This is a genomic window from Paenibacillus sp. B46(2026) (genome assembly GCF_056786355.1).
In genome coordinates, this window is record NZ_CM165907.1 from 2455240 (window position 1) to 2476391 (window position 21152).

Annotated in this window: 25 protein-coding genes; all 25 read left to right on the forward strand. The window is 44.6% G+C overall.

Annotation, left to right across the window (positions count from 1 at the left end; all coding sequences use genetic code 11):
• Positions 1-18: 18 nt before the first annotated feature.
• The 25 genes from trmFO (at position 19) to fliR (ending at position 21134) form a co-directional block, all read left to right on the forward strand.
• Positions 19-1362 (forward strand): FADH(2)-oxidizing methylenetetrahydrofolate--tRNA-(uracil(54)-C(5))-methyltransferase TrmFO, encoded by a 1344-nt coding sequence (gene trmFO / locus AC1S8V_RS11215; RefSeq protein WP_373428235.1) that lies wholly within the window; start codon positions 19-21, stop codon positions 1360-1362.
• A gap of 26 nt (positions 1363-1388) precedes the next feature.
• Positions 1389-1931 (forward strand): ATP-dependent protease subunit HslV, encoded by a 543-nt coding sequence (hslV, locus tag AC1S8V_RS11220; RefSeq protein WP_062833786.1) that lies wholly within the window; start codon positions 1389-1391, stop codon positions 1929-1931.
• 116 nt (positions 1932-2047) lie between these two features.
• A complete protein-coding gene (hslU, locus tag AC1S8V_RS11225; protein ID WP_062833787.1) occupies positions 2048-3448 on the forward strand; it encodes an ATP-dependent protease ATPase subunit HslU in 1401 nt (466 codons plus the stop codon).
• Positions 3449-4436: 988 nt separating this feature from the next.
• The gene (flgB, locus tag AC1S8V_RS11230) at positions 4437-4844 is read left to right on the forward strand and encodes a flagellar basal body rod protein FlgB (protein ID WP_482073655.1); all 408 of its coding nucleotides are present in this window, start codon (positions 4437-4439) and stop codon (positions 4842-4844) included.
• 6 nt (positions 4845-4850) lie between these two features.
• On the forward strand, positions 4851-5300 hold the full coding sequence (gene flgC, locus AC1S8V_RS11235; RefSeq protein ID WP_482073656.1) for a flagellar basal body rod protein FlgC: 450 nt from the start codon (positions 4851-4853) through the stop codon (positions 5298-5300).
• 58 nt (positions 5301-5358) lie between these two features.
• Positions 5359-5670: a flagellar hook-basal body complex protein FliE gene (gene fliE, locus AC1S8V_RS11240; protein ID WP_482073657.1), complete on the forward strand. Its 312-nt coding sequence runs from the start codon at positions 5359-5361 to the stop codon at positions 5668-5670.
• Between the two features lie 135 nt (positions 5671-5805).
• Complete coding sequence (gene fliF / locus AC1S8V_RS11245) at positions 5806-7389, forward strand: flagellar basal-body MS-ring/collar protein FliF (RefSeq protein WP_482073658.1); 1584 nt, start codon at positions 5806-5808, stop codon at positions 7387-7389.
• 11 nt (positions 7390-7400) lie between these two features.
• Complete coding sequence (gene fliG / locus AC1S8V_RS11250) at positions 7401-8417, forward strand: flagellar motor switch protein FliG (RefSeq protein ID WP_482073659.1); 1017 nt, start codon at positions 7401-7403, stop codon at positions 8415-8417.
• On the forward strand, positions 8410-9273 hold the full coding sequence (locus AC1S8V_RS11255) for a FliH/SctL family protein (RefSeq protein ID WP_482073660.1): 864 nt from the start codon (positions 8410-8412) through the stop codon (positions 9271-9273). The genes fliG and AC1S8V_RS11255 overlap by 8 nt, the downstream gene beginning before the upstream one ends.
• Positions 9260-10579, forward strand: a complete 1320-nt coding sequence (gene fliI, locus AC1S8V_RS11260) for a flagellar protein export ATPase FliI (protein WP_482073661.1) — start codon at positions 9260-9262, stop codon at positions 10577-10579. The genes AC1S8V_RS11255 and fliI overlap by 14 nt, the downstream gene beginning before the upstream one ends.
• A gap of 11 nt (positions 10580-10590) precedes the next feature.
• Complete coding sequence (gene fliJ, locus AC1S8V_RS11265; protein WP_482073662.1) at positions 10591-11043, forward strand: flagellar export protein FliJ; 453 nt, start codon at positions 10591-10593, stop codon at positions 11041-11043.
• A 43-nt stretch (positions 11044-11086) separates the two neighbouring features.
• A complete protein-coding gene (locus AC1S8V_RS11270; RefSeq protein ID WP_482073663.1) occupies positions 11087-12028 on the forward strand; it encodes a MotE family protein in 942 nt (313 codons plus the stop codon).
• 38 nt (positions 12029-12066) lie between these two features.
• Positions 12067-13455, forward strand: a complete 1389-nt coding sequence (locus AC1S8V_RS11275) for a flagellar hook-length control protein FliK (RefSeq protein WP_482073664.1) — start codon at positions 12067-12069, stop codon at positions 13453-13455.
• Positions 13456-13474: 19 nt separating this feature from the next.
• A complete protein-coding gene (locus AC1S8V_RS11280; protein WP_482073665.1) occupies positions 13475-14032 on the forward strand; it encodes a flagellar hook capping FlgD N-terminal domain-containing protein in 558 nt (185 codons plus the stop codon).
• 50 nt (positions 14033-14082) lie between these two features.
• Positions 14083-14412 (forward strand): TIGR02530 family flagellar biosynthesis protein, encoded by a 330-nt coding sequence (locus tag AC1S8V_RS11285; RefSeq protein WP_440131260.1) that lies wholly within the window; start codon positions 14083-14085, stop codon positions 14410-14412.
• 81 nt (positions 14413-14493) lie between these two features.
• Positions 14494-15309 carry a flagellar basal body rod protein FlgG gene (flgG, locus tag AC1S8V_RS11290; protein ID WP_482073666.1) on the forward strand — a complete coding sequence of 272 codons (816 nt, stop codon included), beginning with the start codon at positions 14494-14496 and terminating at the stop codon, positions 15307-15309.
• Between the two features lie 66 nt (positions 15310-15375).
• Entirely contained in the window at positions 15376-15597 is a 222-nt protein-coding gene (locus AC1S8V_RS11295) for a flagellar FlbD family protein (protein ID WP_024630220.1), read from the forward strand.
• Positions 15597-16055 (forward strand): flagellar basal body-associated FliL family protein, encoded by a 459-nt coding sequence (locus AC1S8V_RS11300; protein WP_482073667.1) that lies wholly within the window; start codon positions 15597-15599, stop codon positions 16053-16055. The genes AC1S8V_RS11295 and AC1S8V_RS11300 overlap by 1 nt, the downstream gene beginning before the upstream one ends.
• A gap of 40 nt (positions 16056-16095) precedes the next feature.
• Positions 16096-17094, forward strand: a complete 999-nt coding sequence (gene fliM / locus AC1S8V_RS11305; RefSeq protein WP_145318898.1) for a flagellar motor switch protein FliM — start codon at positions 16096-16098, stop codon at positions 17092-17094.
• Positions 17084-18346 (forward strand): flagellar motor switch phosphatase FliY, encoded by a 1263-nt coding sequence (gene fliY / locus AC1S8V_RS11310; RefSeq protein ID WP_482073668.1) that lies wholly within the window; start codon positions 17084-17086, stop codon positions 18344-18346. The genes fliM and fliY overlap by 11 nt, the downstream gene beginning before the upstream one ends.
• A 28-nt stretch (positions 18347-18374) precedes the next feature.
• Entirely contained in the window at positions 18375-18740 is a 366-nt protein-coding gene (locus AC1S8V_RS11315; protein ID WP_482073669.1) for a response regulator, read from the forward strand.
• Positions 18741-18751: 11 nt separating this feature from the next.
• On the forward strand, positions 18752-19288 hold the full coding sequence (locus tag AC1S8V_RS11320; RefSeq protein ID WP_482074459.1) for a flagellar biosynthetic protein FliO: 537 nt from the start codon (positions 18752-18754) through the stop codon (positions 19286-19288).
• Positions 19285-20040: a flagellar type III secretion system pore protein FliP gene (gene fliP / locus AC1S8V_RS11325; RefSeq protein ID WP_482073670.1), complete on the forward strand. Its 756-nt coding sequence runs from the start codon at positions 19285-19287 to the stop codon at positions 20038-20040. The genes AC1S8V_RS11320 and fliP overlap by 4 nt, the downstream gene beginning before the upstream one ends.
• 25 nt (positions 20041-20065) lie before the next feature.
• Positions 20066-20335 (forward strand): flagellar biosynthesis protein FliQ, encoded by a 270-nt coding sequence (gene fliQ / locus AC1S8V_RS11330; RefSeq protein ID WP_047842485.1) that lies wholly within the window; start codon positions 20066-20068, stop codon positions 20333-20335.
• 10 nt (positions 20336-20345) lie between these two features.
• Positions 20346-21134, forward strand: a complete 789-nt coding sequence (gene fliR, locus AC1S8V_RS11335; protein WP_017689171.1) for a flagellar biosynthetic protein FliR — start codon at positions 20346-20348, stop codon at positions 21132-21134.
• Positions 21135-21152: the final 18 nt, after the last annotated feature.

Below are 21152 nucleotides of genomic sequence, written 5' to 3' on the forward strand. Positions count from 1 at the left end.
ATTGTTTTATGGAGGTAAATGATTTTGACGAATGAACAACAAGTAACCGTTATTGGTGCCGGGCTCGCTGGAACAGAAGCTGCTTGGCAGATCGCAAGTCGCGGCGTACGCGTGAAATTATACGAGATGAGACCTGTAGTGAAAACGCCAGCTCATCATACAGATAAATTTGCAGAACTGGTATGTAGCAACTCATTGCGTGCGAATGGGTTGACGAATGCAGTAGGTGTGTTAAAAGAAGAAATGAGAATGCTCAATTCTCTCGTACTATCTGCAGCAGACAAGCATGCAGTTCCAGCAGGTGGAGCACTTGCTGTGGACCGGGATGGCTTCTCGGGTGAGATTACGTCTACGTTGCACCAGCATCCACTCATCGAAGTGGTGAATGAAGAACTCACTTCCCTGCCGGAAGATGGCATCGTTGTTGTTGCAACGGGGCCTTTGACTTCACCGGCATTGTCTGAGCAAATCAAGGCATTAATGGGTGAAGAATATTTCTACTTCTATGATGCAGCAGCACCTATTATTGAAAAAGATTCAATTGATATGAATAAGGTGTATCTGGCATCTCGCTATGATAAGGGCGAAGCAGCATATCTGAACTGTCCGATGACAGAAGAAGAGTTTGATGTTTTTTATGAAGCTCTCATTACTGCTGAAGTCGCTCAATTGAAAGAGTTTGAGAAAGAAATTTACTTTGAAGGCTGTATGCCAATTGAAGTGATGATGAAACGCGGAAAACAGACGGCTCTGTTTGGTCCTATGAAACCGGTAGGTCTGGTTAATCCGCATACAGGAGAGTTGCCACATGCCGTTGTTCAGCTTAGACAGGACAATGCAGCGGGAACCTTGTATAACCTGGTTGGCTTCCAGACGCATCTGAAGTGGGGAGAACAAAAACGTGTCTTTTCCCTTATTCCTGGACTTGAAAATGCGGAATTCGTCCGTTATGGCGTAATGCACCGTAATACTTTTATTAATTCTCCTAAACTGCTTCGTCCGACGTATCAGTTTAAAGAGCGTCCAAACCTGTTTTTTGCAGGTCAGATGACGGGTGTAGAAGGTTATGTTGAATCTGCTGCATCGGGGCTTATTGCTGGGATGAATGCAGCCAAAGCAGCTCTTGGACAGGAACTGGTGGTATTGCCGGTTGAAACAACACTGGGCAGTATGGCTCAGTATATTACAACGGCTGACTTCAAGCACTTCCAGCCAATGAACGCAAACTTTGGTTTGTTGCCAAAGCTGGAAACGAAAATCCGTAACAAAAAGGAAAAAAATGAAGCTCTTGCACAGCGTGCCCTGGATGGTATCACCAGTTTTGCTGCGGCAGAAGGTCTAACTGTTCCGGAACGCGTATAAATTATTCATGGGAGGAGGCTGATATCATGGATATGTCATTTCATGCTACAACGATCTGTGCTGTTCGTCATAATGGTAAGGCAGCAATCGCCGGTGATGGTCAGGTGACCATGGGCCAAAGTGTTGTGATGAAAAATACAGCCAAGAAGGTAAGACGTTTGTACCGCGGACAGGTTGTGGCCGGCTTTGCTGGTTCTGTGGCTGATGCGATCACCTTGTTTGAGAAATTCGAAGGCAAGCTGGAGGAGCACCATGGTAACCTGCAGCGTGCTGCTGTAGAGCTTGCCAAGGATTGGCGTCAAGATCGAATTTTGCGCAAGCTTGAGGCGCTGTTGATTGTGATGGACAAAACAGGCATGCTGCTCATCTCAGGTGGCGGCGAAATTATTGAGCCTGATGATGACGTTATCGCTATCGGATCAGGTGGGAACTTTGCCTTATCTGCTGCACGTGCATTGAAACGTCATGCTGTGAACCTGGAAGCGAAGGACATTGCGCGCGAATCGCTTCAGATTGCCTCGGAGCTTTGTGTGTATACCAACAGCAATATTATTGTAGAAGAGTTATAGGCCGAGGAAATCTCCCGTAGTGGAGCATGATTTTGTAATCTGCTCCAGGACGTCTAGGGGATTCTTTGTCCTTGTAAGGTAAAATAACTTCAGCATACTGGTAGGAGGGAAGCAATATGAATACTCAAGCGTTAACACCGAGACAGATTGTTGCAGAGCTTGACAAGTATATTGTAGGTCAAAAGAAAGCCAAAAAATCGGTAGCGGTAGCCCTTCGTAATCGTTATCGACGTAGTCTTTTGCCTGAGCATACGCAGGACGACATTGTACCTAAAAATATCCTGATGATTGGACCTACCGGTGTGGGTAAAACGGAAATTGCCCGTCGCCTTGCTAAACTGGTAGGAGCGCCATTTGTAAAAGTGGAGGCAACCAAATTCACTGAAGTAGGCTATGTTGGCCGTGACGTTGAATCGATGGTGCGTGATCTGATTGAAACATCACTGCGGATGGTAAAGCTGGAGCGGACTGAAAAAGTGAAGGACAAAGCTGAAGAAGCTGCCAATGAACGAATTGTACATATTCTGGCTCCCTCACAGTCCAAGTCCAAGAATCAGCGGAATCCCTTTGAGATGATCTTTGGTAATAATGGCAACAACGTTCAGGAACAGGATGAGCCAGAACCGGATACTGGGGTTGCCGAGCGCCGTCGTAAGATCAAGTTTGATCTGTTGTCCGGCAAGTTGGAGGATGACATCATTGAAATTGATGTGGAGGACACTGCGCCTAACATGATGGACATGTTTGCTGGTCAAGGTAATGATCAGATGGGCATGAACATGCAGGAGATGTTTGGCAGCCTCTTACCTCGTCGTACGAAAAAGCGTAAGCTTGCCATCAAAGAAGCGCGCAAAGTGTTGATCCAGGAAGAAGCAGGAAAATTGATCGATATGGATGATGTTACACAAGAGTCCATTCGTCGAGCAGAGCAGACAGGTATCATTTTCATAGATGAAATTGACAAAGTTGCCAGTCAAGGGCGCGGTAGTGGCCCTGATGTATCCCGTGAGGGTGTGCAACGTGACATTCTGCCTATTGTAGAAGGCTCTACAGTAATGACGAAGTATGGTCCTGTCAAAACGGATTATATTCTGTTTATGGCAGCTGGCGCATTCCACGTCGCCAAACCCTCTGATCTAATTCCTGAGCTTCAGGGGCGCTTCCCAATTCGTGTGGAACTAAGCAGTCTTACACTGGAAGAGTTTGTATCCATTCTGACTGAACCACAAAATGCACTGACCAAGCAGTATGTCGATCTGCTGCGTACCGAAAATATTGAAATCGAGTTCTCGGATGATGCCATTCGTGAAATTGCCAAATTGGCTGAATCCGTCAATCAGAATACAGAAAATATAGGCGCACGTCGATTGCATACGATTCTTGAAAAGCTTTTGGAGGATTTATCTTTTGAGGCACCTGAGCTTACATTGGAACGTATGGTGATTACTCCAGAGTATGTCCGTGAGAAATTGAATGATATTGCACTTGATCGTGATTTGAGTCAGTATATCCTGTAAGATAGGGCTTGCAATGTAATTGCTAAAAGGTCGTATGAATGAACGATATGCACTGGACTGTAGAGAACACTTACGAGATCGACGAAGGATAGTCATTCCTTAAACGAATCGTAAAAGGTTCTCTCCGACGACCGGTAACATATCGTTTATTTTTGTTTCAATCTAAAGGATTTAGATGAGATCACCGATAAAAGATGTGTGGTTGTTATCTGGATCGACAAAACCTAGGACTTGTGCCGCATGTAAAGTGTGTTAAAACCTATCGGAGTGGTAGTTATTTCTAATTTTTATATCCAGCCATTCCCATTAAAAGGATGTTTCTTATTCCAAGTCTGGGCATCGGTTTAGTTGACAGATTGGTAAATTTTGCGTAAATGCGCAAAAACAGAATTTGTAAAAAAGTGTGAAGTTACCAATTGTTTTCTGGGGATTGGAATACGTAAAGCCTATTCAATTGTTAAGAAAGTGTTGTGTAGAAATAGTGAGAAATCTTAATTCGTGAAAGATAACTTGTCAATTGAATAATACACAGCTTTGTATGTATACCTATCATATAGCCACTAAACCCTTAGTATAACGGCAAAAAATTCTAACATTATCAACGTTGGATATTTCGGAAATATACATAATTACGGGCATTATACAGTCCTGTCGAGACGAGAAAGTTATTTTTTATTTTAAGAATGTTTAAGAACAATCAGGGAGAGTATTAACATACTTTTGTTTTGGGCCTGAACATTTACGAAAAAATTCATAATTTGCAGAAAATACACAAAAAGCCCTGTCTTTCAGAAAAGATAGGGCTTTTTTCTTATTGTAATATATCCCAAACTCGAAGAAACTTATGTTATACGACAACATCAGAGTTAATTCTACTTAAGTCCTAGAAAACCGTGTAAAGACGAATGTTTTTGTCGAAAAAACATAAGAATTTTCAAGGGAAAAGATTCAATCTTTTTCCATAACTTCTAAAGAGAGGAGGGGGATTGTGAATCTTTTAAACGATATTAGCTTTAAAAGATTGCAAGGTGCACTCGATGCGTCCAACATCAGACAACGAACGATTGCAGACAACATCGCAAATGCCGATACCCCGTATTTCAAGCGCTCCAACGTTTCTTTTGAAGAGATGTTGCAGGGGCAAATGAATGGAGATATGCCTGTTCTTAAAGGTAAAGTAACTGATGCAAGGCATTTTGTCATAGGTCCTTCCTCTTCCATACCAACGCCAGTAGTTAATATGGACCAGTCAACGTCCATGAATAACAACCAGAATAATGTCGATATCGACAGAGAAATGAGTCTTCTGGCGGAGAATCAGTTGCGTTACAACGCTTATATCCAGCAAGTGAACGAACAAATTAAAATCATGCGTGTTGGCGTGGAAGGGAGATAACCTAAATTGAACATTAGTAATAGCTTTAGTATCAGTGCGTCAGCGCTGACGGCTCAACGTTTGCGGATGGACGTTATATCTTCCAACATAGCGAATGCAGAGACGACGCGCGCGAGCGTATCCAATGGTGAGGCGGTTCCTTACAAACGCAAAATGGTGGTGCTTGAACCGAATAAAACGTCTTTTGGTACCATGCTACAAAATCAGATGCGAGGCAGCGGTTCGGGAGATGGCGTCAGAGTAACTGAGATTCGCGAGGATCAGTCACCATTGAAGCCTGTCTACGATCCTTCTCATCCGGATGCCAACGCAGAAGGATATGTATTTATGCCTAACGTGGACATTGCGAAAGAAATGGTCGACATGATCTCTGCTTCGCGTTCCTATGAGGCAAACGTAACAGCATTGAATTCAACCAAAGCAATGATCTCCAAAGCTTTGGAGATTGGAAGATAATTTGCTTTGAAATAAGAACAAGAAATACACACATGAGAGAAGAAGGGGAGGGACATTAATGATTCAGAACAACATGTTTAGCACACAGGGGATACAACCGCTACAGATGAAGAGCGCAACCGAAAGCAAGCCTTCTACACCAGCCGAAACCATTCAGAGCTTCGGTACATATTTACAAAATGCATTAGGGTCCGTAGCGGCACAGGAGACTCAAGCGCATGAAATGTCAAATCAATTTTTGGTAGGCAAAGCGAATGTGGATCAGGTGTTGATCGCTTCAGAACAAGCCTTGTTAAGCCTACAGCTCACAACTCAAGTCCGAAACAAAGTGGTCGAAGCATACCAGGAAGTTATGCGAACGCAGTTATAAAGTAAACTAATTGCGCTCAGGTAGTAGCGCTGATCATTACAACAAGCAGCTGCGATGCTGCTCCTGACGTTGACCTATGGAACGGTTAGGGTTGCGTAAGGACAGACTAAGCAAAGTTTCGGATGGGGTGACAGAGTGAATGAGAGAATTGCCCAGTACAGGGATAAGGGATCCCAGTATTGGAATAGTTTCAGCAAAAAGCAAAAAGTATTATTTAGTTCCACCTTCCTGTTTCTGATTTTGGCTGCAGTTGTACTCACGATGCAATTGTCCAAGACTGAATATGAGGTTGCGTTCACAGATTTGAATGCAAGTGATTCAGCAGGCGTAATCAGTTATCTCGATTCATCTAGTATTCCATACAAATTAAGCTCAGATGGCAAGACGATATCCGTACCAAGCACGAGTGTTGCCATTGCAAAAGTGAATGTTGGATCACAAGGGATTATTCAGAATGGCTCACTGGGATATAAGTCATTCGAGGAATCATCATCCCCGATCGGGATGACGGATAAAGAGTTTGATGTAAAGTACAACAATGCTTTAAACGGAGAAGTTGAACAGTTGCTTCAGCGGATGCAAGGGATACAGGACGCTAAAGTGCTGGTCAATATGCCGAAGGATAATATCTTTGCTGGCTTAGAAGAACAGGATAAAGCATCTGCCTCAGTAGCACTCCAGTTTAAACCGGGTTATCACCCAAATCAGGCAGCTGTAGATGGATACTTTAATTTGGTTAAGACTGCAATTCCTAATCTGCCTGTTGAGAACATCACAATAACAAACACTGATGAAGCAGAACTGATACCGACTGCCCGAGGTGGTAGTGGTGGGTTGTCTTCAGAAGTTCAAGAGAACATGGCATTACAGAAAAAGTTTGAAAACGATGTCCGCAATAACGTGAAGCAATTTCTTTCTCAGATTGTAGGCGAAGACAAAGTCAATGTTTTGGTGGCCTCCAAGCTTAATTTCGACAAAGAAACACGTAAAGAAAATCTGGTTACACCCGTTGATGTAGAGAACATGAAAGGTATCGAGATTAGCGTGCAGGAGATTCAGAAGAGTTACACCGGCGCAAGCAACCCAACAGGTGGTGTTGCAGGTACGGGGCAAGAGGAAGTTCCAGGTTATCCATCAGCTGATGGAGCAGGGAATTCCACTTCGGAAGAATCATCAAGTACGGTGAACTACGATGTTAATCGAATCGCCAAGGATATCATTTCCAGTCCGTATACTGTAAAAGATTTAACCATTAACGTGGCAGTTGAACCACCGAATGGAGAAACAGAATTACAGGGACCGGTTCAGGACGCAATTGAGAACATTTTGGTTAACATTGTTCGTGCTTCACTGGCAGACTCAGGCACTATAGTAAGTGACGCCGATCTGACAAAGAAAGTTTCAGTCATGTCACAAGGATTCCAGACTGCCTCTGCAGACAATACGGGTTTCCAGCTTTCCTCAACGATGATGTGGGGCGGAGGAGCACTCATAGCAGCATTGATCGCAGCGGTTGTTATTTTGTTAGTACGCCGTCGCCGCAAACAAAACGAAGTAGAAGAAGAAGAGATTCCTCTTCCAATAGCAACAGAGTTCCCGTCCATTACGCTGGACAGTGTAACGAACGAAAGTCAGGTGCGCAAACAATTGGAGAGTTTGGCCAAGAAAAAGCCAGACGAATTCGTCAATCTGCTGCGTACATGGCTGGCTGACGAATAGAGGTGAGCGCATTGGCAAAGGCAAGCAGTCAAGGTTTGACTGGCAGACAAAAAGCAGCAATATTGTTGATTACATTAGGTCCGGAAGTATCGGCTCAGATTTTCAAACATCTGCGTGACGAGGAGATTGAGCAACTTACGTTGGAGATTGCCAACGTTCGCAAAGTTGATTCTTCTGAAAAGGACATGATCATGGCCGAGTTTCACCAGATCTGTCTGGCGCAGGAATATATCTCTCAGGGCGGTATCAATTATGCCAGAGAAATTCTGGAGAAAGCTCTGGGTTCATCAAAAGCACTTGAAGTCATTAATCGTTTGACAGCTACGCTGCAAGTTAGACCATTTGACTTTGCGCGCAAAGCGGATCCGAATCAAATTTTGAACTTTATTCAGAATGAAAGCCCGCAAACGATTGCCCTGGTTCTGTCTTACCTGCAATTCGAACAGGCAGCAGCGATTCTATCATCCTTGCCACAGGACAAACAGGCGGATGTCGCTCGAAGAGTGGCTGTTATGGACAGTACTTCGCCGGAGGTCATCTCTCAAGTAGAGCGGGTACTGGAACAGAAGCTATCTTCTACGGTGACGCAGGATTACACGAATGCGGGTGGTATTGAATCGATCGTGCAGATTCTGAACGGGGTCGATCGTGGTACAGAACGTACCATTTTGGACTCTCTCGAAATTCAGGATCCGGAACTTGCAGAGGAAATCAAAAAACGCATGTTTGTATTCGAAGATATCGTCAATGTGGATGATCGTTCAATTCAGCGTATTATACGGGATATCGATAACGCAGACCTTCAGCTCGCACTCAAAGTGGCAAGCGAAGAAGTGCGGGATGCCGTGTTCCGGAACATGTCGAAACGGATGTCCGAGACATTCAAAGAAGAGATGGAGTTCATGGGACCTGTGCGGTTGCGTGATGTTGAGGAAGCTCAGACACGCATTGTAGGAACGATCCGCAGATTGGAAGAAGCCGGTGAGATCATTATCGCACGCGGTGGAGGAGATGATATCATTGTCTAATTTGATTAAATCTTTCCAGTATGTACCTGTTGATGACCGTAAAAGACTCGAAAATCATCATCATTATGGTGGGACTGAGGAGTCTGAAACGGAATTCAATGGTGAACGTGCTGAAGGTTCTGAAGCAGAAGTGCTTCAAGCCCGTGTAGACGAAGAAACACAACGTCTTACCGCAGAGATGCTGGAAGATGCCAAGGAGTTTGCAGAAAAGCAAGTACGTGAAGCTTCAGAAGAAGCAGAGCGCATGCTTCAAGAAGCCCGTGAACAGATCGATAGCTGGTGGCAGGAACAACGACAACAGGATGAACATCTGACCGAAGCACTTCGTTCACAAGGTTTCCAACAGGGTTTTGAAGAAGGCAAAGTACAAGCTGAGCTGGATCTCCAGGGGCAGATCGAAGAGATGATGAAGGAAGCCCAAGAAGTGCTTCAGGAGGCTTACGTAGCAAAGGATCAGATTATTCAGGAAGCCGAACCGTTCCTTGTTGATCTTGCTTGCGGAATCGCTGAGAAAGTCATTGATAAACAACTTACCATTGAACCTGAACAGACCTTGGAACTGATTCGACAGAGTTTATCACGTAAACGGGAGCAAGGCTTGATCACACTCTGTGTGGCTCCTGATCAGTTTACATTTGTGCAGGCAGCTCGCGAGGAACTCTCCCTATCTATTGACTCTCAGGCAGAATTGCAGATTTTGCCTGATTCTACGGTCAAAGATAAAGGATGTGTTATTCGTTCGTCGTTCGGAAGCGTAGATGCGAGAATTGATACACAGCTTGCAGAGATTAAAAAAGAACTGGTCCGCATAGCACTTGAGGATGAGGAGCGGAGAAATCAACATGAAGGTTCTTAGTTCACAGCGATATATGGAACATTTGCGGCAATTTGATCCCGTTCGCATTAACGGCAAAGTTACTCAGGTCATTGGTCTTATGGTTGAGTCAGAAGGGCCGGATGCAAGTATCGGTGACGTATGTTACATCTACCCTGGTAAATCGGCCAAGCCTCTACAGGCCGAAGTCGTTGGGTTTCGAGATAACAAAGTGCTGCTTATGCCACTGGGTGAACTTCAATCCATCGGTCCTGGTTGCGATGTAGTAGGTACAGGTAAACCACTCGGGGTCCAGGTAGGCTCCGAATTGCTCGGTAAAGTGCTGGACGGACTTGGACAACCGCTCGATGGTTCTCTCCTGCCTTCCAGAATGCCGACGTACTCCACATCCAATACACCCGTCAATCCAATGGATCGTCCGCGTGTACTTGAAACCATGAGTGTTGGTGTAAGAGCTATCGACGGATTGTTGACTGTAGGTAAGGGGCAGCGTGTAGGTATATTTGCCGGTTCAGGTGTTGGTAAGAGTACATTGATGGGCATGATTGCCCGGAATACAGCGGCGGATGTTAATGTAATCGCGCTTGTAGGTGAGCGTGGACGTGAGGTTCGCGACTTTATTGAACGGGATCTTGGTCCGGAAGGACTGGAACGGTCGGTAGTCATTGTTGCGACATCAGATCAGCCTGCCCTGATTCGGATTAAGGGAGCGGTTATTGCAACGACCATTGCAGAGTATTTCCGTGACCGTGGAATGAACGTGATGCTGATGATGGACTCAGTTACTCGATATGCGATGGCTCAGAGGGAAGTTGGTCTGGCTGTTGGTGAACCTCCAGCAATGAGAGGATATACGCCTTCGGTATTTGCAAGTTTGCCCAAACTGCTTGAACGGGCGGGGACAGGGCCAACGGGCTCGATTACTGCCTTTTACACCGTTTTGGTTGATGGGGATGACATGAACGAACCGATCGCGGATGCGGTGAGGGGAATACTGGATGGCCACATTGTGTTAAACCGATCCATTGCCAATAAAGGTCACTTTCCGGCGATCGATGTGCTAGCCAGTATAAGTCGTGTCATGAAGGATATTGCTCCGGAAGAGCAACTGGAAGCTGTTAATAACATGAAACGTTTGATGTCTGTCTACAAAGAGTCGGAAGATTTGATCAACATTGGAGCTTATCAGCGAGGCTCAAATGCAGCGATTGATGAATCAATAGACCAGATTGATAGTATATGGAACTTTACAAAGCAGAAAGTCGACGAGAAAGTCACCTTAAGTGAAGTGCAGGAACGTTTGATTCTTGAATTTGCAAGGAGATGAATGGTTAAGCGATGAAATTTCGATATCATTTCGAGAAAGTTGTTGACCTGAAGAGTAATGAAAAAACACAGGCAGAGTGGATGTTATCCACAGCGATCGGAAAGCTTCAGACGGAGGAAGATCACCTGATACAACTTCTGAACGATAGAAATAATCTGGTCGGGATTATCCAATCTGCTACGGAAAATACAGCGTCTGTAAACAGTCTGCAGGAGATGCAGCGTTATGTACATCACCTTGACGAGTGCATTTCACGTAAAAACAATGATGTTAAACATGCTCAGGTCAATGTGCAACGGAATCAGACGTTTCTAAACGGTAAGATGATTGATGAAAAAGTATGGCTTGGAGCGAGAGACAAGGCCAAGATCAAATTTCAGCATGAGATGCTCCTCCGGGAACAGAACGATCTGGACGAGATGGCTACTATACGCTTCGCTGCCAAAGCCGGACGCGCGAATTGATGTGAGCCGGACGCGAAGTTGTCTCGTGAAGGAGGAATGAACGATGGCTGTTAAAGACGATAGCGACATGGAAAAAGAATCGGGAGGCGGCTGGGAAAAATTTCTCATGATTTCCATCCCGATTGTATTCACCGTAGTATTGCTGGGCGTATTGCTTACGCTTTTTAATGTAGATATTCGTAATAATTTGTTTGAATTTGCTAACAAGATTCCAGTAGTTAAGGAATGGGTACCTGATCCTGTGCTGGATCCTGAGAAAGAGAAGCTGGAGAAGAGTGAGCAGCAGGTTGAAAGTGCTGAAGCGACAATCGAAAAGCTGAAGTCCCAAGTTACGGCAAAAGAAACAGAACTTAAGGCAGCACAGGAAGCGACAACAACCGAAGCGAAGAAAGCCACGGACCTTCAGAAGAAGTTGGATGATGCGGAAAAAGCGGCTGAAACGGCTACAGCGGCAACGCCGGAAACGGCATCCGATTATCAAAAGCAAATAAAAGATTTGGCTAAAATGTATGCTGACATGAGCCCGAGCAAAGCTGCGCCGATTTTGCAAAATATGACGAATGAGGAAATGGTATTGTTGTTGAATGCCATGCAATCATCTGCTCGGACCAAGGTACTTGAAAAGATGGACCCGAAAACAGCAGCCGATGTCACCATGATGATGAAGGATGCCAAACCGTCCGGAGATCTGGCGCTGGATGCACTGCAATCCAGATTGAAGAAAGAAACCGAAGCAACATCAACTGCAGCAACAACCACGAGCAAAAACCTGGATAAAAACCAGCTTAGCCAAACGTTTGCTTCGATGTCTGCTTCGAGTGGTGCCAAGCTATTATTGGAAACATACAAGTTGAGTCCTGACAAAACTTTGACCATCCTGAATTCGGTAGATGATGCGACACGCTCTCAATTGCTTGAAAATATGTCTTCAGAGAATTCGGTTGAAACTGCAAAAATTTTGAACAAATTAATGGGCAACAAGTAGATCTGATTCATGTGATATCTGAGAGGAGGTGAAAATAAATGTCGATCGTATATCAAATGACATCCACAGCATCTGCAAAGACCACAGGGACAGGACAGACAACTGGAGCGCAATCGAAAGGTTTAGCTACAGGAGCTAGTGGTGAATTTCTGCAAACTCTTGCACAATCGTTATCTGGAGGGAACGCAGAAGGTGATGGTTCAAGCGCTACTGGAGGTTTGACTGCTAATCCGCTGGTGTTTTCCTTTGCTCCTAGTGAAGACGGGGAAGCGACCTCCATCACGGACATTCTGAATTCATTGTTTTCGGACATGGATTCGCTTGACGAGGCATTGGAAAATGATCCATCTTTACTCGCAAGTCTGCAGACCCTGATTCAACAGATGTATGCACAATTAAATGATACTTCAGGTACTAATGCAGAAGGTTCTGACGAGTCTTCGGATGGAGCGGTAAGCGCAAGTGTAGTACCTGCGATTGAATTGTCGCAGCATCCAGCAGCAGTACGTTTTGTTTTGCAGGATATGCTTACACAGTTAGTAGCTGCGATGAATGAACCAGAGAGTACTGTTGCGAAGAACGCTCCCGAATTCAAGCATTTGCTGCAATCTCTACAGAGTCAGCTTCAAGAGGCTGGAATGGATACCACGAGTAACAAGGGATGGACTGAACTGAAATCCATATTGGATACATTGACTGCTGTTAAGGATCAGGCTGTACAAGTCGCTCCAACTACTTCACTTCAATCTTCCAAACAGGATTTGGTCGCACCTCAAGTTCTTGTTGCATCAGCTACAAATTCTGGAATTCAGGTAAAAGGCGACACAGATACCACATCTGCTTCAAACGCAGGTGGAGAACTGGATCACTCAACCATCATTACGGCGGGGGAACTGTCTTTGCGTACATCAGGTACGACAGCAGGAAAACCGGCTGAACCTGTAATGCAAACATCACAATTTGCCAAAGAAATGACACAGTTTGTTGTTAGCAAGCTGGATATTGTACAACAAAAAGGTTTTTCCGAGGCAACCATCTCACTTCGTCCGGAGCATTTAGGTAAATTGGATGTACAAATCACCTTGCAGAACGGGCAATTGGTTGCACGGTTTATGACAGAGCATACGATGGCCAAAGACATGCTTGAACAACAAATGATGCAGCTGCGTTCTTCACTTCAAGCTCAGGGGATTCAAGTGGAACGACTTGAGGTTACGCAGAACAGTTCAATCGGATCACAGATGTATCAAGATGGAGGCCGTCAATCGGGAAGTAACTCTCAGCAACAGCGTCGTTCACGTGAACGTGAGGAACAATCGGATGATGCTATAGCTACCGCAGGCATTCAAGAAGAATTGCGTAATTGGCATAGCGAGCAAGTAGAAGGAAACGAATTACAGAGAGATACATTTAGTGCAGAGGCTTAAACAGAAATGAGGTGAGCAAATGGCTACTGAAATTGTTTCAACGAATAATACTTGGCCGAACTATTCCGCAGCTAATAAAGCTACAACAAATGCTGCAACAAAAGAATTAGGCAAAGATCAGTTTCTAAAAATCCTGATTACCCAGTTGCAGAACCAAGATCCGATGCAGCCGATGGAGGACAAAGAATTTATCGCCCAGATGGCACAGTTCAGCTCAGTGGAACAACTGGTCAATATTTCTACACAACTTAAAACGTTGAATCAGTCACTTGGTGCTGTATCTGGCATGATTGGCATGGAGGTAAGCTGGCTTTCTTCTAATAAAGAGGACAACGGAACTCTTCGTCAGGGTATTGTGGATTCCATCATTGTAAGAGATAGCGTTCAATACGCGAAAGTGGGCAATGACGAGATTAAGCTGGATGAGATTATTCAGGTGAATTATCCAAAACAGGCAGAAGAGAATCAAACTCCGGTACAGAACGTTCAGGATGTAACCTCTGAATCGAACGAAAGCCAGGAAGCTGAATCAGCTGCTGAAACGGGTGATACGGAAGATAGCGGGAAAACGATATGAGTGATCGCATAACGGTTGGACAATTATATGCAGGCTCGATTACACCGAATATGCTTCAAAGACCCAAAACGGGAGAAGCCTCAGCTGCACCCGAAAAACCTTTTGCAAAGGTGCTGGAAGATAATCTTCTGAAATTGAGCAATCATGCTGCCAAACGTTTGGAACAGCGTGGTATTGAACTCAAAACTGAGCAAATGGAACAGATTGGTTCTGCTTTAGACAAAGCTGCTGCCAAAGGAGCCAAAGAGTCTCTGATTTTGATGCAGGATATGGCTTTTATCGTCAATGTCAAAAATCGTACAGTGGTTACAGCTATGGATAGTGAAAGCATGAAGGATAATGTGTTCACTCAGATTGATAGTGCCGTAATCATTTCTTGACCGGTTGGCCCTTCTCGGGAGCCGGAATGCCGCTGACCGACTGATGCGGTAACCAAATGAAGACTGGGAGGATTTTTAAAAATGTTGAAATCAATGTACTCAGGCGTTTCCGGGATGCGGGGTTTTCAAACCAAACTCGACGTAATTGGTAACAATATTGCGAATGTAAACACGGTTGGCTTCAAAGGCAGTCGGGTTATGTTCAAAGATATTATGAGCCAAACTACCGCAGGTGTTACTGCCCCTGGAGATGAAAACGGTGGTGTGAATGCGAAGCAGATCGGACTCGGTGTTTCTGTAGGTTCGATCGATACATTGCATTTAGCAGGTAGTCCAATGACGACTAACAATCCGACCGACCTGCGTCTTAATGGTGATGGATTTTTCCTCGTAACACTTGGTGGTGAGCAGGAAGTACCCTTTTTGACTCGTGCAGGAGATTTTCATGTGGATGCTAACCGTAACCTGGTTACTTCGGATGGTTTGTTCGTGGTTGATGGTGGTGGGGAACCTATCACACTTGATGAAGCTGTCGTGTCATTTACAATCGGTCAAGATGGCATCATCAATCAGACGATGGATGACGGAACAACTGAAGCTGGTGCTCAATTGGGCATAGGTAAGGTAACTAACCCTGAAGGGCTCGAAAAAATCGGCGGTAACTTGTATCGCATTACAGCCAATGCTAACGCAGAGGGCGCATTCGATATTGTAACTGCTAATAGTACGGAGTTTGGAACAGGTGCCGTCATTGCTGGACAGCTCGAGATGTCAAACGTGGATCTGACTAGTGAATTTACAGAGATGATCGTAGCTCAACGTGGATTCCAGGCAAACTCCCGGATCATTACAACGTCGGATGAAGTACTTCAGGAAGTTGTTAACCTGAAACGTTAATAGCTGATTAGTGAATTAAAAACGTGGGGGAGCTTGCTCCTCCCACTCTGATCGAGGGGGCTTAGCATGATTTCGGTTACGCGGTTAAATGGTTCTCCCATGTGGTTAAATGCGCTGATGGTTGAAATTGTGGAAGAAACGCCGGACACGTATATTACGCTGGTAACTGGAAAGAGACTGATTGTGCTTGAGAAAGCTGATGAAGTTATTTCCAAAATTAAAGATTACAACCGTGAAATCGGGGTTCAGGCAGCCACTATTAAAGTGCAGCAAACGGAGGAATCCTGATGAAAAAGATGATGCCCTGGCTTGCAACGATGTTGCTTGCAATAACACTCATTGTGGTGGTTGTGTTTGTATTTATGCAAGGACAGAACGGGAATAAGGACGACACACATACGGCTTCAGCTTCAGAAGCCAAGATGACTGCGGATGAGATTGTAGAAGTATCGTCAGAGCTTGCACAGATTAAAACGAATCTGGCCGATCCGGATCGTATTATTATGGTTAGTTTCTCTTTCAGGTTATCTGACAAAACAGCCAAAGAAGATTTTGAGAAAATTAAAAGCATTACGGTGAAGCCCATTATTATTCAGGCACTTGCTGACACCAAGGCTGAGGAACTGAGTTCGGCCAAAGGTATGAAACTATTCAATGAGAAACTGAAAGGTCTAATTAATGAGGCATTGCCTGAGCCGAATTTGAAAAGCACTAGCTTTTCAGACATTGTTATAGCACCAATGTAAATGAACAGAACACGCTGTAGACCTGTAAGGGGGTGAGAACATGGTGGATGTATTATCACAAAATGAGATTGACGCCCTATTAGCAGCCCTTTCTTCTGGTGAAATGGACGCAGAAGAATTGAAAAAGGAAGAAACTCAGAAGAAAATTAGATCGTACGATTTTAAGCGGGCAGTGCGTTTTTCCAAAGACCATATTCGAAGCTTGACTCGTATTCACGAAAACTTTGCACGCTTTCTCACCACTTATTTTTCAGCCCAACTGCGGACGTTCGTTCAAATCAATGTCGTTCAGGTTGAACAGTTGCCTTATGATGAGTTTATCCGTTCTATTCCTAAGATGACGATATTGAACATTTTTGAAGCGGAGCCACTACAGGGGCGAATGGTGATGGAAGTCCATCCGAATGTGGGATATGCGATGTTGGATCGCCTGCTTGGTGGAACGGGAAGTGCTCCGACCAAGATTGCATCGATGACGGAGATTGAGACGACCATCATGGAGCGGATATTCAGCCGTGCATTTGAAAGTTTACAGGAAGCATGGAAGACCGTGCTGGATATTTCCCCAAGGATGGAAGCACTGGAGACGAATCCGCAATTTATGCAGATTGTATCTCCCAATGAGACCATTGCTCTGATCTCGCTCAGTACCAAAATTGGTGACACGACAGGCATGATCAATCTATGTATACCGCATGTCGTTCTTGAACCTATTATGTCACGGTTGTCAACTCATCAGTGGTTTGTTTCGGAGAAGAAAACGAGAGCTCCGGAAGAATATGAAGCTCTACGAGAGCGTGTGAACAAAGCCAAATTACCCGTTGTAGCGGAATTGGGAGAATCCAGAATTTCAATTGCAGAATTTTTGGGTCTGTCCGTTGGTGATGTCATCACATTGAACAAACCAGTTGATGAGGGGCTTTCCATTAAAGTGGGTGACAAACTGAAATACATGGGCAGTCCGGGAACAATCAAGGACCGTGTGGCTGTGCAAATAGACGAGATTGTCACCGAAGGAGTTGAAGAATTTGACGAGTAAGGATTATTTATCCCAGGAAGAAATCGATGCTTTGCTGAGGCAATCGGAATCGATGAACAGTTCAGAGCCAGCAGAGAAAACGGTTGATGATTATTTGACTGAGCTGGAACAGGATGCCTTGGGGGAGATTGGTAACATTACATTTGGTAGCGCGGCAACAGCTTTATCCACGCTATTGGGCCTAAAAGTAGATATTACAACACCTAAGGTTTCCATCATTAGTCGAACGCAGTTTGAAGAAGCGTTTCCCAAGCCGCATGTTGCCGTTCATGTGAATTACGTGGATGGATTCGAAGGCATTAACTCGCTGGTCATCAAGAAGAGAGATGCTCAAGTCATCGCTGATCTGATGTTGGGTGGGGAAGGAAATCCGGTTGATGAAGAACTGAATGAAATCCATATTAGTGCCGTACAGGAAGCGATGAACCAGATGATGGGTTCCTCCGCTACTTCCATGTCCACGATCTTCAATCGTTTTGTGAATATCTCCCCTCCGGGAATCGATATTCTTAATTTGGAGAGTGGAGAGGGTGTAAGTAATCTTCCAGAGGATGAGACCCTGATTCAAGTTTCATTCCGTTTGTTAATCGGAGACCTGATCGATTCCAATCTGATGCAGTTGCTTCCCGTACATTTTGCCAAAAACATGGTTGATATGCTGATTGGAGGCGCTCAGGAGTCAACTGCCAGCGCACCAGTGGCATCAACACCTGAACCCGCACCAGCTGTAGCACCAGCAACGGCACCACCGGTTGCGGAGCAACCACCCGTTCAGCAACAGGCTCCACAACAGCCTGCTCAGGACTACAACGGATATGGACAGGCTCCAATGGGTATGCCGCAAGGAATGCCGCCACAGCAGCCGTATGGCATGCCGCCGCAGCAACCTTATGGTACACCTCAACATTACGGTGGAATGCCAAATAGGAATGTTAACGTACAGCCCGTTCAATTCGCTAATTTGCAAAATGGAGCGTATGGTCAGGTAGACGAAAACAATTTGAATTTATTGATGGACATTCCCCTTAAAGTCACCGTAGAATTAGGAAGGACCCAGAAGCAAATTAAAGATATATTGGAACTGTCACAGGGATCAATTGTCGAACTGGATAAGTTGGCCGGTGAACCTGTAGATATTTTGGTGAATAACAAACTGATTGCCAAGGGAGAAGTTGTCGTTATTGACGAAAACTTTGGTGTTCGTGTTATAGATATCGTTAGCCAATGGGACCGAATTCAGAAATTACAATAAGCACAATTTAGGGAGGACTTGAATCAAGATGGCAAACCGAATTTTAGTCGTAGACGACGCTGCATTTATGAGAATGATGATCCGGGACATTTTGTCCAAAAATGGATATGAGGTTGTTGGTGAGGCACAGGATGGCTCACAAGCAATTGAAAAATTTAAAGAGCTTCGTCCGGATCTGATCACAATGGATATTACTATGCCTGAGATGGATGGCATTGCAGCTTTGAAAGAGATCAAGAAGATTGATGCTAACGCAAAAGTTATTATGTGCTCTGCAATGGGTCAACAAGCGATGGTAATCGACGCCATTCAAGCGGGTGCCAAAGACTTCATCGTTAAACCTTTCCAATCTGACCGGGTTATCGAAGCAATTAGCAAGGCACTGGGCGTTTAAGAGACATGATGATGGCTCAGGGTGATATTCCAGGAGGAGCTGGCGTAGGAGCCAATTATTATTTACAGCTTATATGGGTGATTGTTGTCCTGGCCGTCATCCTGGCCCTTATTGTCTATCTGATTCGGTTTTTAAACAAACGGAATCAGCAGTGGTCCCGTCACGGCACGATTCGTACCCTGGGCGGGATCGGACTGGGACAAAACAAGTCGCTGCAAATTATCGAAATTGGTGGGAGTGTATATCTTCTTGGTGTAGGTGAAGACATCCAGTTGGTGGATAAGGTTTCCGATCTGGAAGAGGCGCAAAGAATCATTGAATCATTCGAACGAGATGCTGCTGCTCAACAAGGGAATCTCTCACCTCTCATTACCAAGCTCGCAAAACGTTTCCGTAAAGATGAACCGCCGCGGGAAATGGAACTGGAGGACACAACTTCTTTTCACGAAATGTTTGAATCCAAACTTCGGCAGATGCCTAACCGTAAAGAGAAGATGGAGAAGCTCCTGAATAAAGACAATACTACAGATCGGTCGAGGGATTCATGAAGAAAAAGATTTGGTTAGCGTGTTGTTTGATGGGACTTATCAGTCTGGCATCTGTCACGGTTGCCTTTGCCGAACCCATTCCGAATATTGATATTCAAATCGGAAATGGTGATGGTGGGACACCAAGCACGAGTTCACTGTCCATTATTCTGTTGATTACGGTGCTTAGTATTGCACCAGCAATGCTAGTGCTGATGACCAGTTTTACTCGGATTGTGATTGTTCTAGGTTTTGTACGTACCTCTTTGGGTACTCAGCAAATGCCACCCAATCAGGTGCTAGTCGGTTTGGCGCTATTTCTGACACTTTTCATTATGTCGCCTACGTTGTCTTCCATAAATCAGGTAGCACTTCAGCCCTATCTTCAGGGAGAACTTACGCAAACGGAGGCGCTAGAAAAAGCAGCGGATCCCATAAAGAAATTTATGTTTACTCACACCAGAGAAAAAGATCTATTGCTGTTTATGAAATATAATCAGACTGAACAGCCCGAAACCTATCAGGATATTCCAATTTCGGTTATGGTACCGGCATATGTAATCAGTGAGTTGAAGACAGCATTCCAGATGGGGTTTATGATTTTCATTCCGTTTCTGGTTATAGATATTGTTGTCGCGAGTACACTCATGGCAATGGGGATGATGATGCTTCCGCCGGTCATGATCTCATTACCTTTCAAAATACTACTTTTTGTCCTTGTGGACGGGTGGTATCTGGTAGTCAAGTCACTGTTGCTGAGTTTTAACACTTGAGCCGGAAAGTTAAAGGAGGACGGTCATGACTTCGGAATTTATTATCGGTCTGGCCGGGAAAGCGGTATACACTTCATTGCTGGCCAGTGCACCTATGCTTATACTAGCTCTGGTTGTAGGACTTGCAATCAGTATTTTTCAAGCGACAACTCAAATTCAGGAACAAACATTAGCTTTTGTACCCAAGATTGTTGCCGTACTTCTGGCGGTACTTTTGTTTGGACCTTGGATCTTGAATATATTGGTCGATTTTACGTTCAACATTCTCGATAATCTATACAGATACATAGGGTAGGCTTTAGCAGATGGAGACATTGTTGCAAAGTTTCCCTGTCGCTCTGCTTATGTTTTGTCGAATCACATCATTTTTTGTAACAGCGCCGGTTTTTTCGGCTCGAAATGTGCCAACTTCAGTTAAAATTGGTATCTCTGCATTTGTCACATTGTCTGTCTATCTGATTTACGGAATAGACCAGACAGTACCCACAGATCTGAGCTATGTTTTATTGATCATCAGAGAGATTCTAATTGGCCTGCTTTTAGGTTTTGTGGCTTATCTGTTGATGACGGCTGTTCAGACTGCAGGGACCTTTATCGATCTACAGATCGGTTTTGGTATGGCCAATGTATACGATCCAATGACAGGTGCTTCAGCGCCACTTACGGGAAACTTGAAGTATGCATTTGCTATGCTTCTGTTTCTGACGATGAATGGACACCATTATTTGCTGGATGCGATAGTTTACAGTTACCGGTGGGTACCATTATCGAATGTATTTTTCCTGCGGTTGGCAGATGGAAGTATTGCTGAATTTTTGATTCAGACCTTAGGTCAATCATTTATGCTGGCTTTTCAGATGTCGGCTCCGATTGTAGTTGCGTTGTTTTTGACGGATGTTGGATTGGGTTTTTTGGCCAAAACTGCTCCTCAATTTAATGTATTTGCAGTCGGGTTGCCGCTTAAGTTACTCGTTGGTCTTGCTATTTTGCTTTTGCTGGTTCCCAGTTTCTCCTTTGTATTTAGTCAATTGTTCGAAGCGATATTCAGATCGATGGAAAAATTGCTTGGAACCATTGGACAAAGGCCCGGCTGAGTGAAACGGAGGAAAAGA

Bases quoted from the DNA above. Each gene is read 5' to 3' on its own strand.
- AC1S8V_RS11300 (WP_482073667.1), top strand. From the start codon at position 15,597: ATGAAAAAGATGATGCCCTGGCTTGCAACGATGTTGCTTGCAATAACA.
- fliR (WP_017689171.1), top strand. From the start codon at position 20,346: ATGGAGACATTGTTGCAAAGTTTCCCTGTCGCTCTGCTTATGTTTTGT.
- AC1S8V_RS11315 (WP_482073669.1), top strand. From the start codon at position 18,375: ATGGCAAACCGAATTTTAGTCGTAGACGACGCTGCATTTATGAGAATG.
- fliI (WP_482073661.1), top strand. From the start codon at position 9,260: ATGAAGGTTCTTAGTTCACAGCGATATATGGAACATTTGCGGCAATTT.
- AC1S8V_RS11275 (WP_482073664.1), top strand. From the start codon at position 12,067: ATGTCGATCGTATATCAAATGACATCCACAGCATCTGCAAAGACCACA.
- fliP (WP_482073670.1), top strand. From the start codon at position 19,285: ATGAAGAAAAAGATTTGGTTAGCGTGTTGTTTGATGGGACTTATCAGT.
- trmFO (WP_373428235.1), top strand. From the start codon at position 19: ATGATTTTGACGAATGAACAACAAGTAACCGTTATTGGTGCCGGGCTC.
- fliM (WP_145318898.1), top strand. From the start codon at position 16,096: ATGGTGGATGTATTATCACAAAATGAGATTGACGCCCTATTAGCAGCC.
- hslV (WP_062833786.1), top strand. From the start codon at position 1,389: ATGGATATGTCATTTCATGCTACAACGATCTGTGCTGTTCGTCATAAT.
- fliE (WP_482073657.1), top strand. From the start codon at position 5,359: ATGATTCAGAACAACATGTTTAGCACACAGGGGATACAACCGCTACAG.
- AC1S8V_RS11280 (WP_482073665.1), top strand. From the start codon at position 13,475: ATGGCTACTGAAATTGTTTCAACGAATAATACTTGGCCGAACTATTCC.
- hslU (WP_062833787.1), top strand. From the start codon at position 2,048: ATGAATACTCAAGCGTTAACACCGAGACAGATTGTTGCAGAGCTTGAC.
- AC1S8V_RS11295 (WP_024630220.1), top strand. From the start codon at position 15,376: ATGATTTCGGTTACGCGGTTAAATGGTTCTCCCATGTGGTTAAATGCG.
- flgG (WP_482073666.1), top strand. From the start codon at position 14,494: ATGTTGAAATCAATGTACTCAGGCGTTTCCGGGATGCGGGGTTTTCAA.
- fliQ (WP_047842485.1), top strand. From the start codon at position 20,066: ATGACTTCGGAATTTATTATCGGTCTGGCCGGGAAAGCGGTATACACT.
- fliJ (WP_482073662.1), top strand. From the start codon at position 10,591: ATGAAATTTCGATATCATTTCGAGAAAGTTGTTGACCTGAAGAGTAAT.
- AC1S8V_RS11320 (WP_482074459.1), top strand. From the start codon at position 18,752: ATGGCTCAGGGTGATATTCCAGGAGGAGCTGGCGTAGGAGCCAATTAT.
- AC1S8V_RS11285 (WP_440131260.1), top strand. From the start codon at position 14,083: ATGCTTCAAAGACCCAAAACGGGAGAAGCCTCAGCTGCACCCGAAAAA.
- AC1S8V_RS11270 (WP_482073663.1), top strand. From the start codon at position 11,087: ATGGCTGTTAAAGACGATAGCGACATGGAAAAAGAATCGGGAGGCGGC.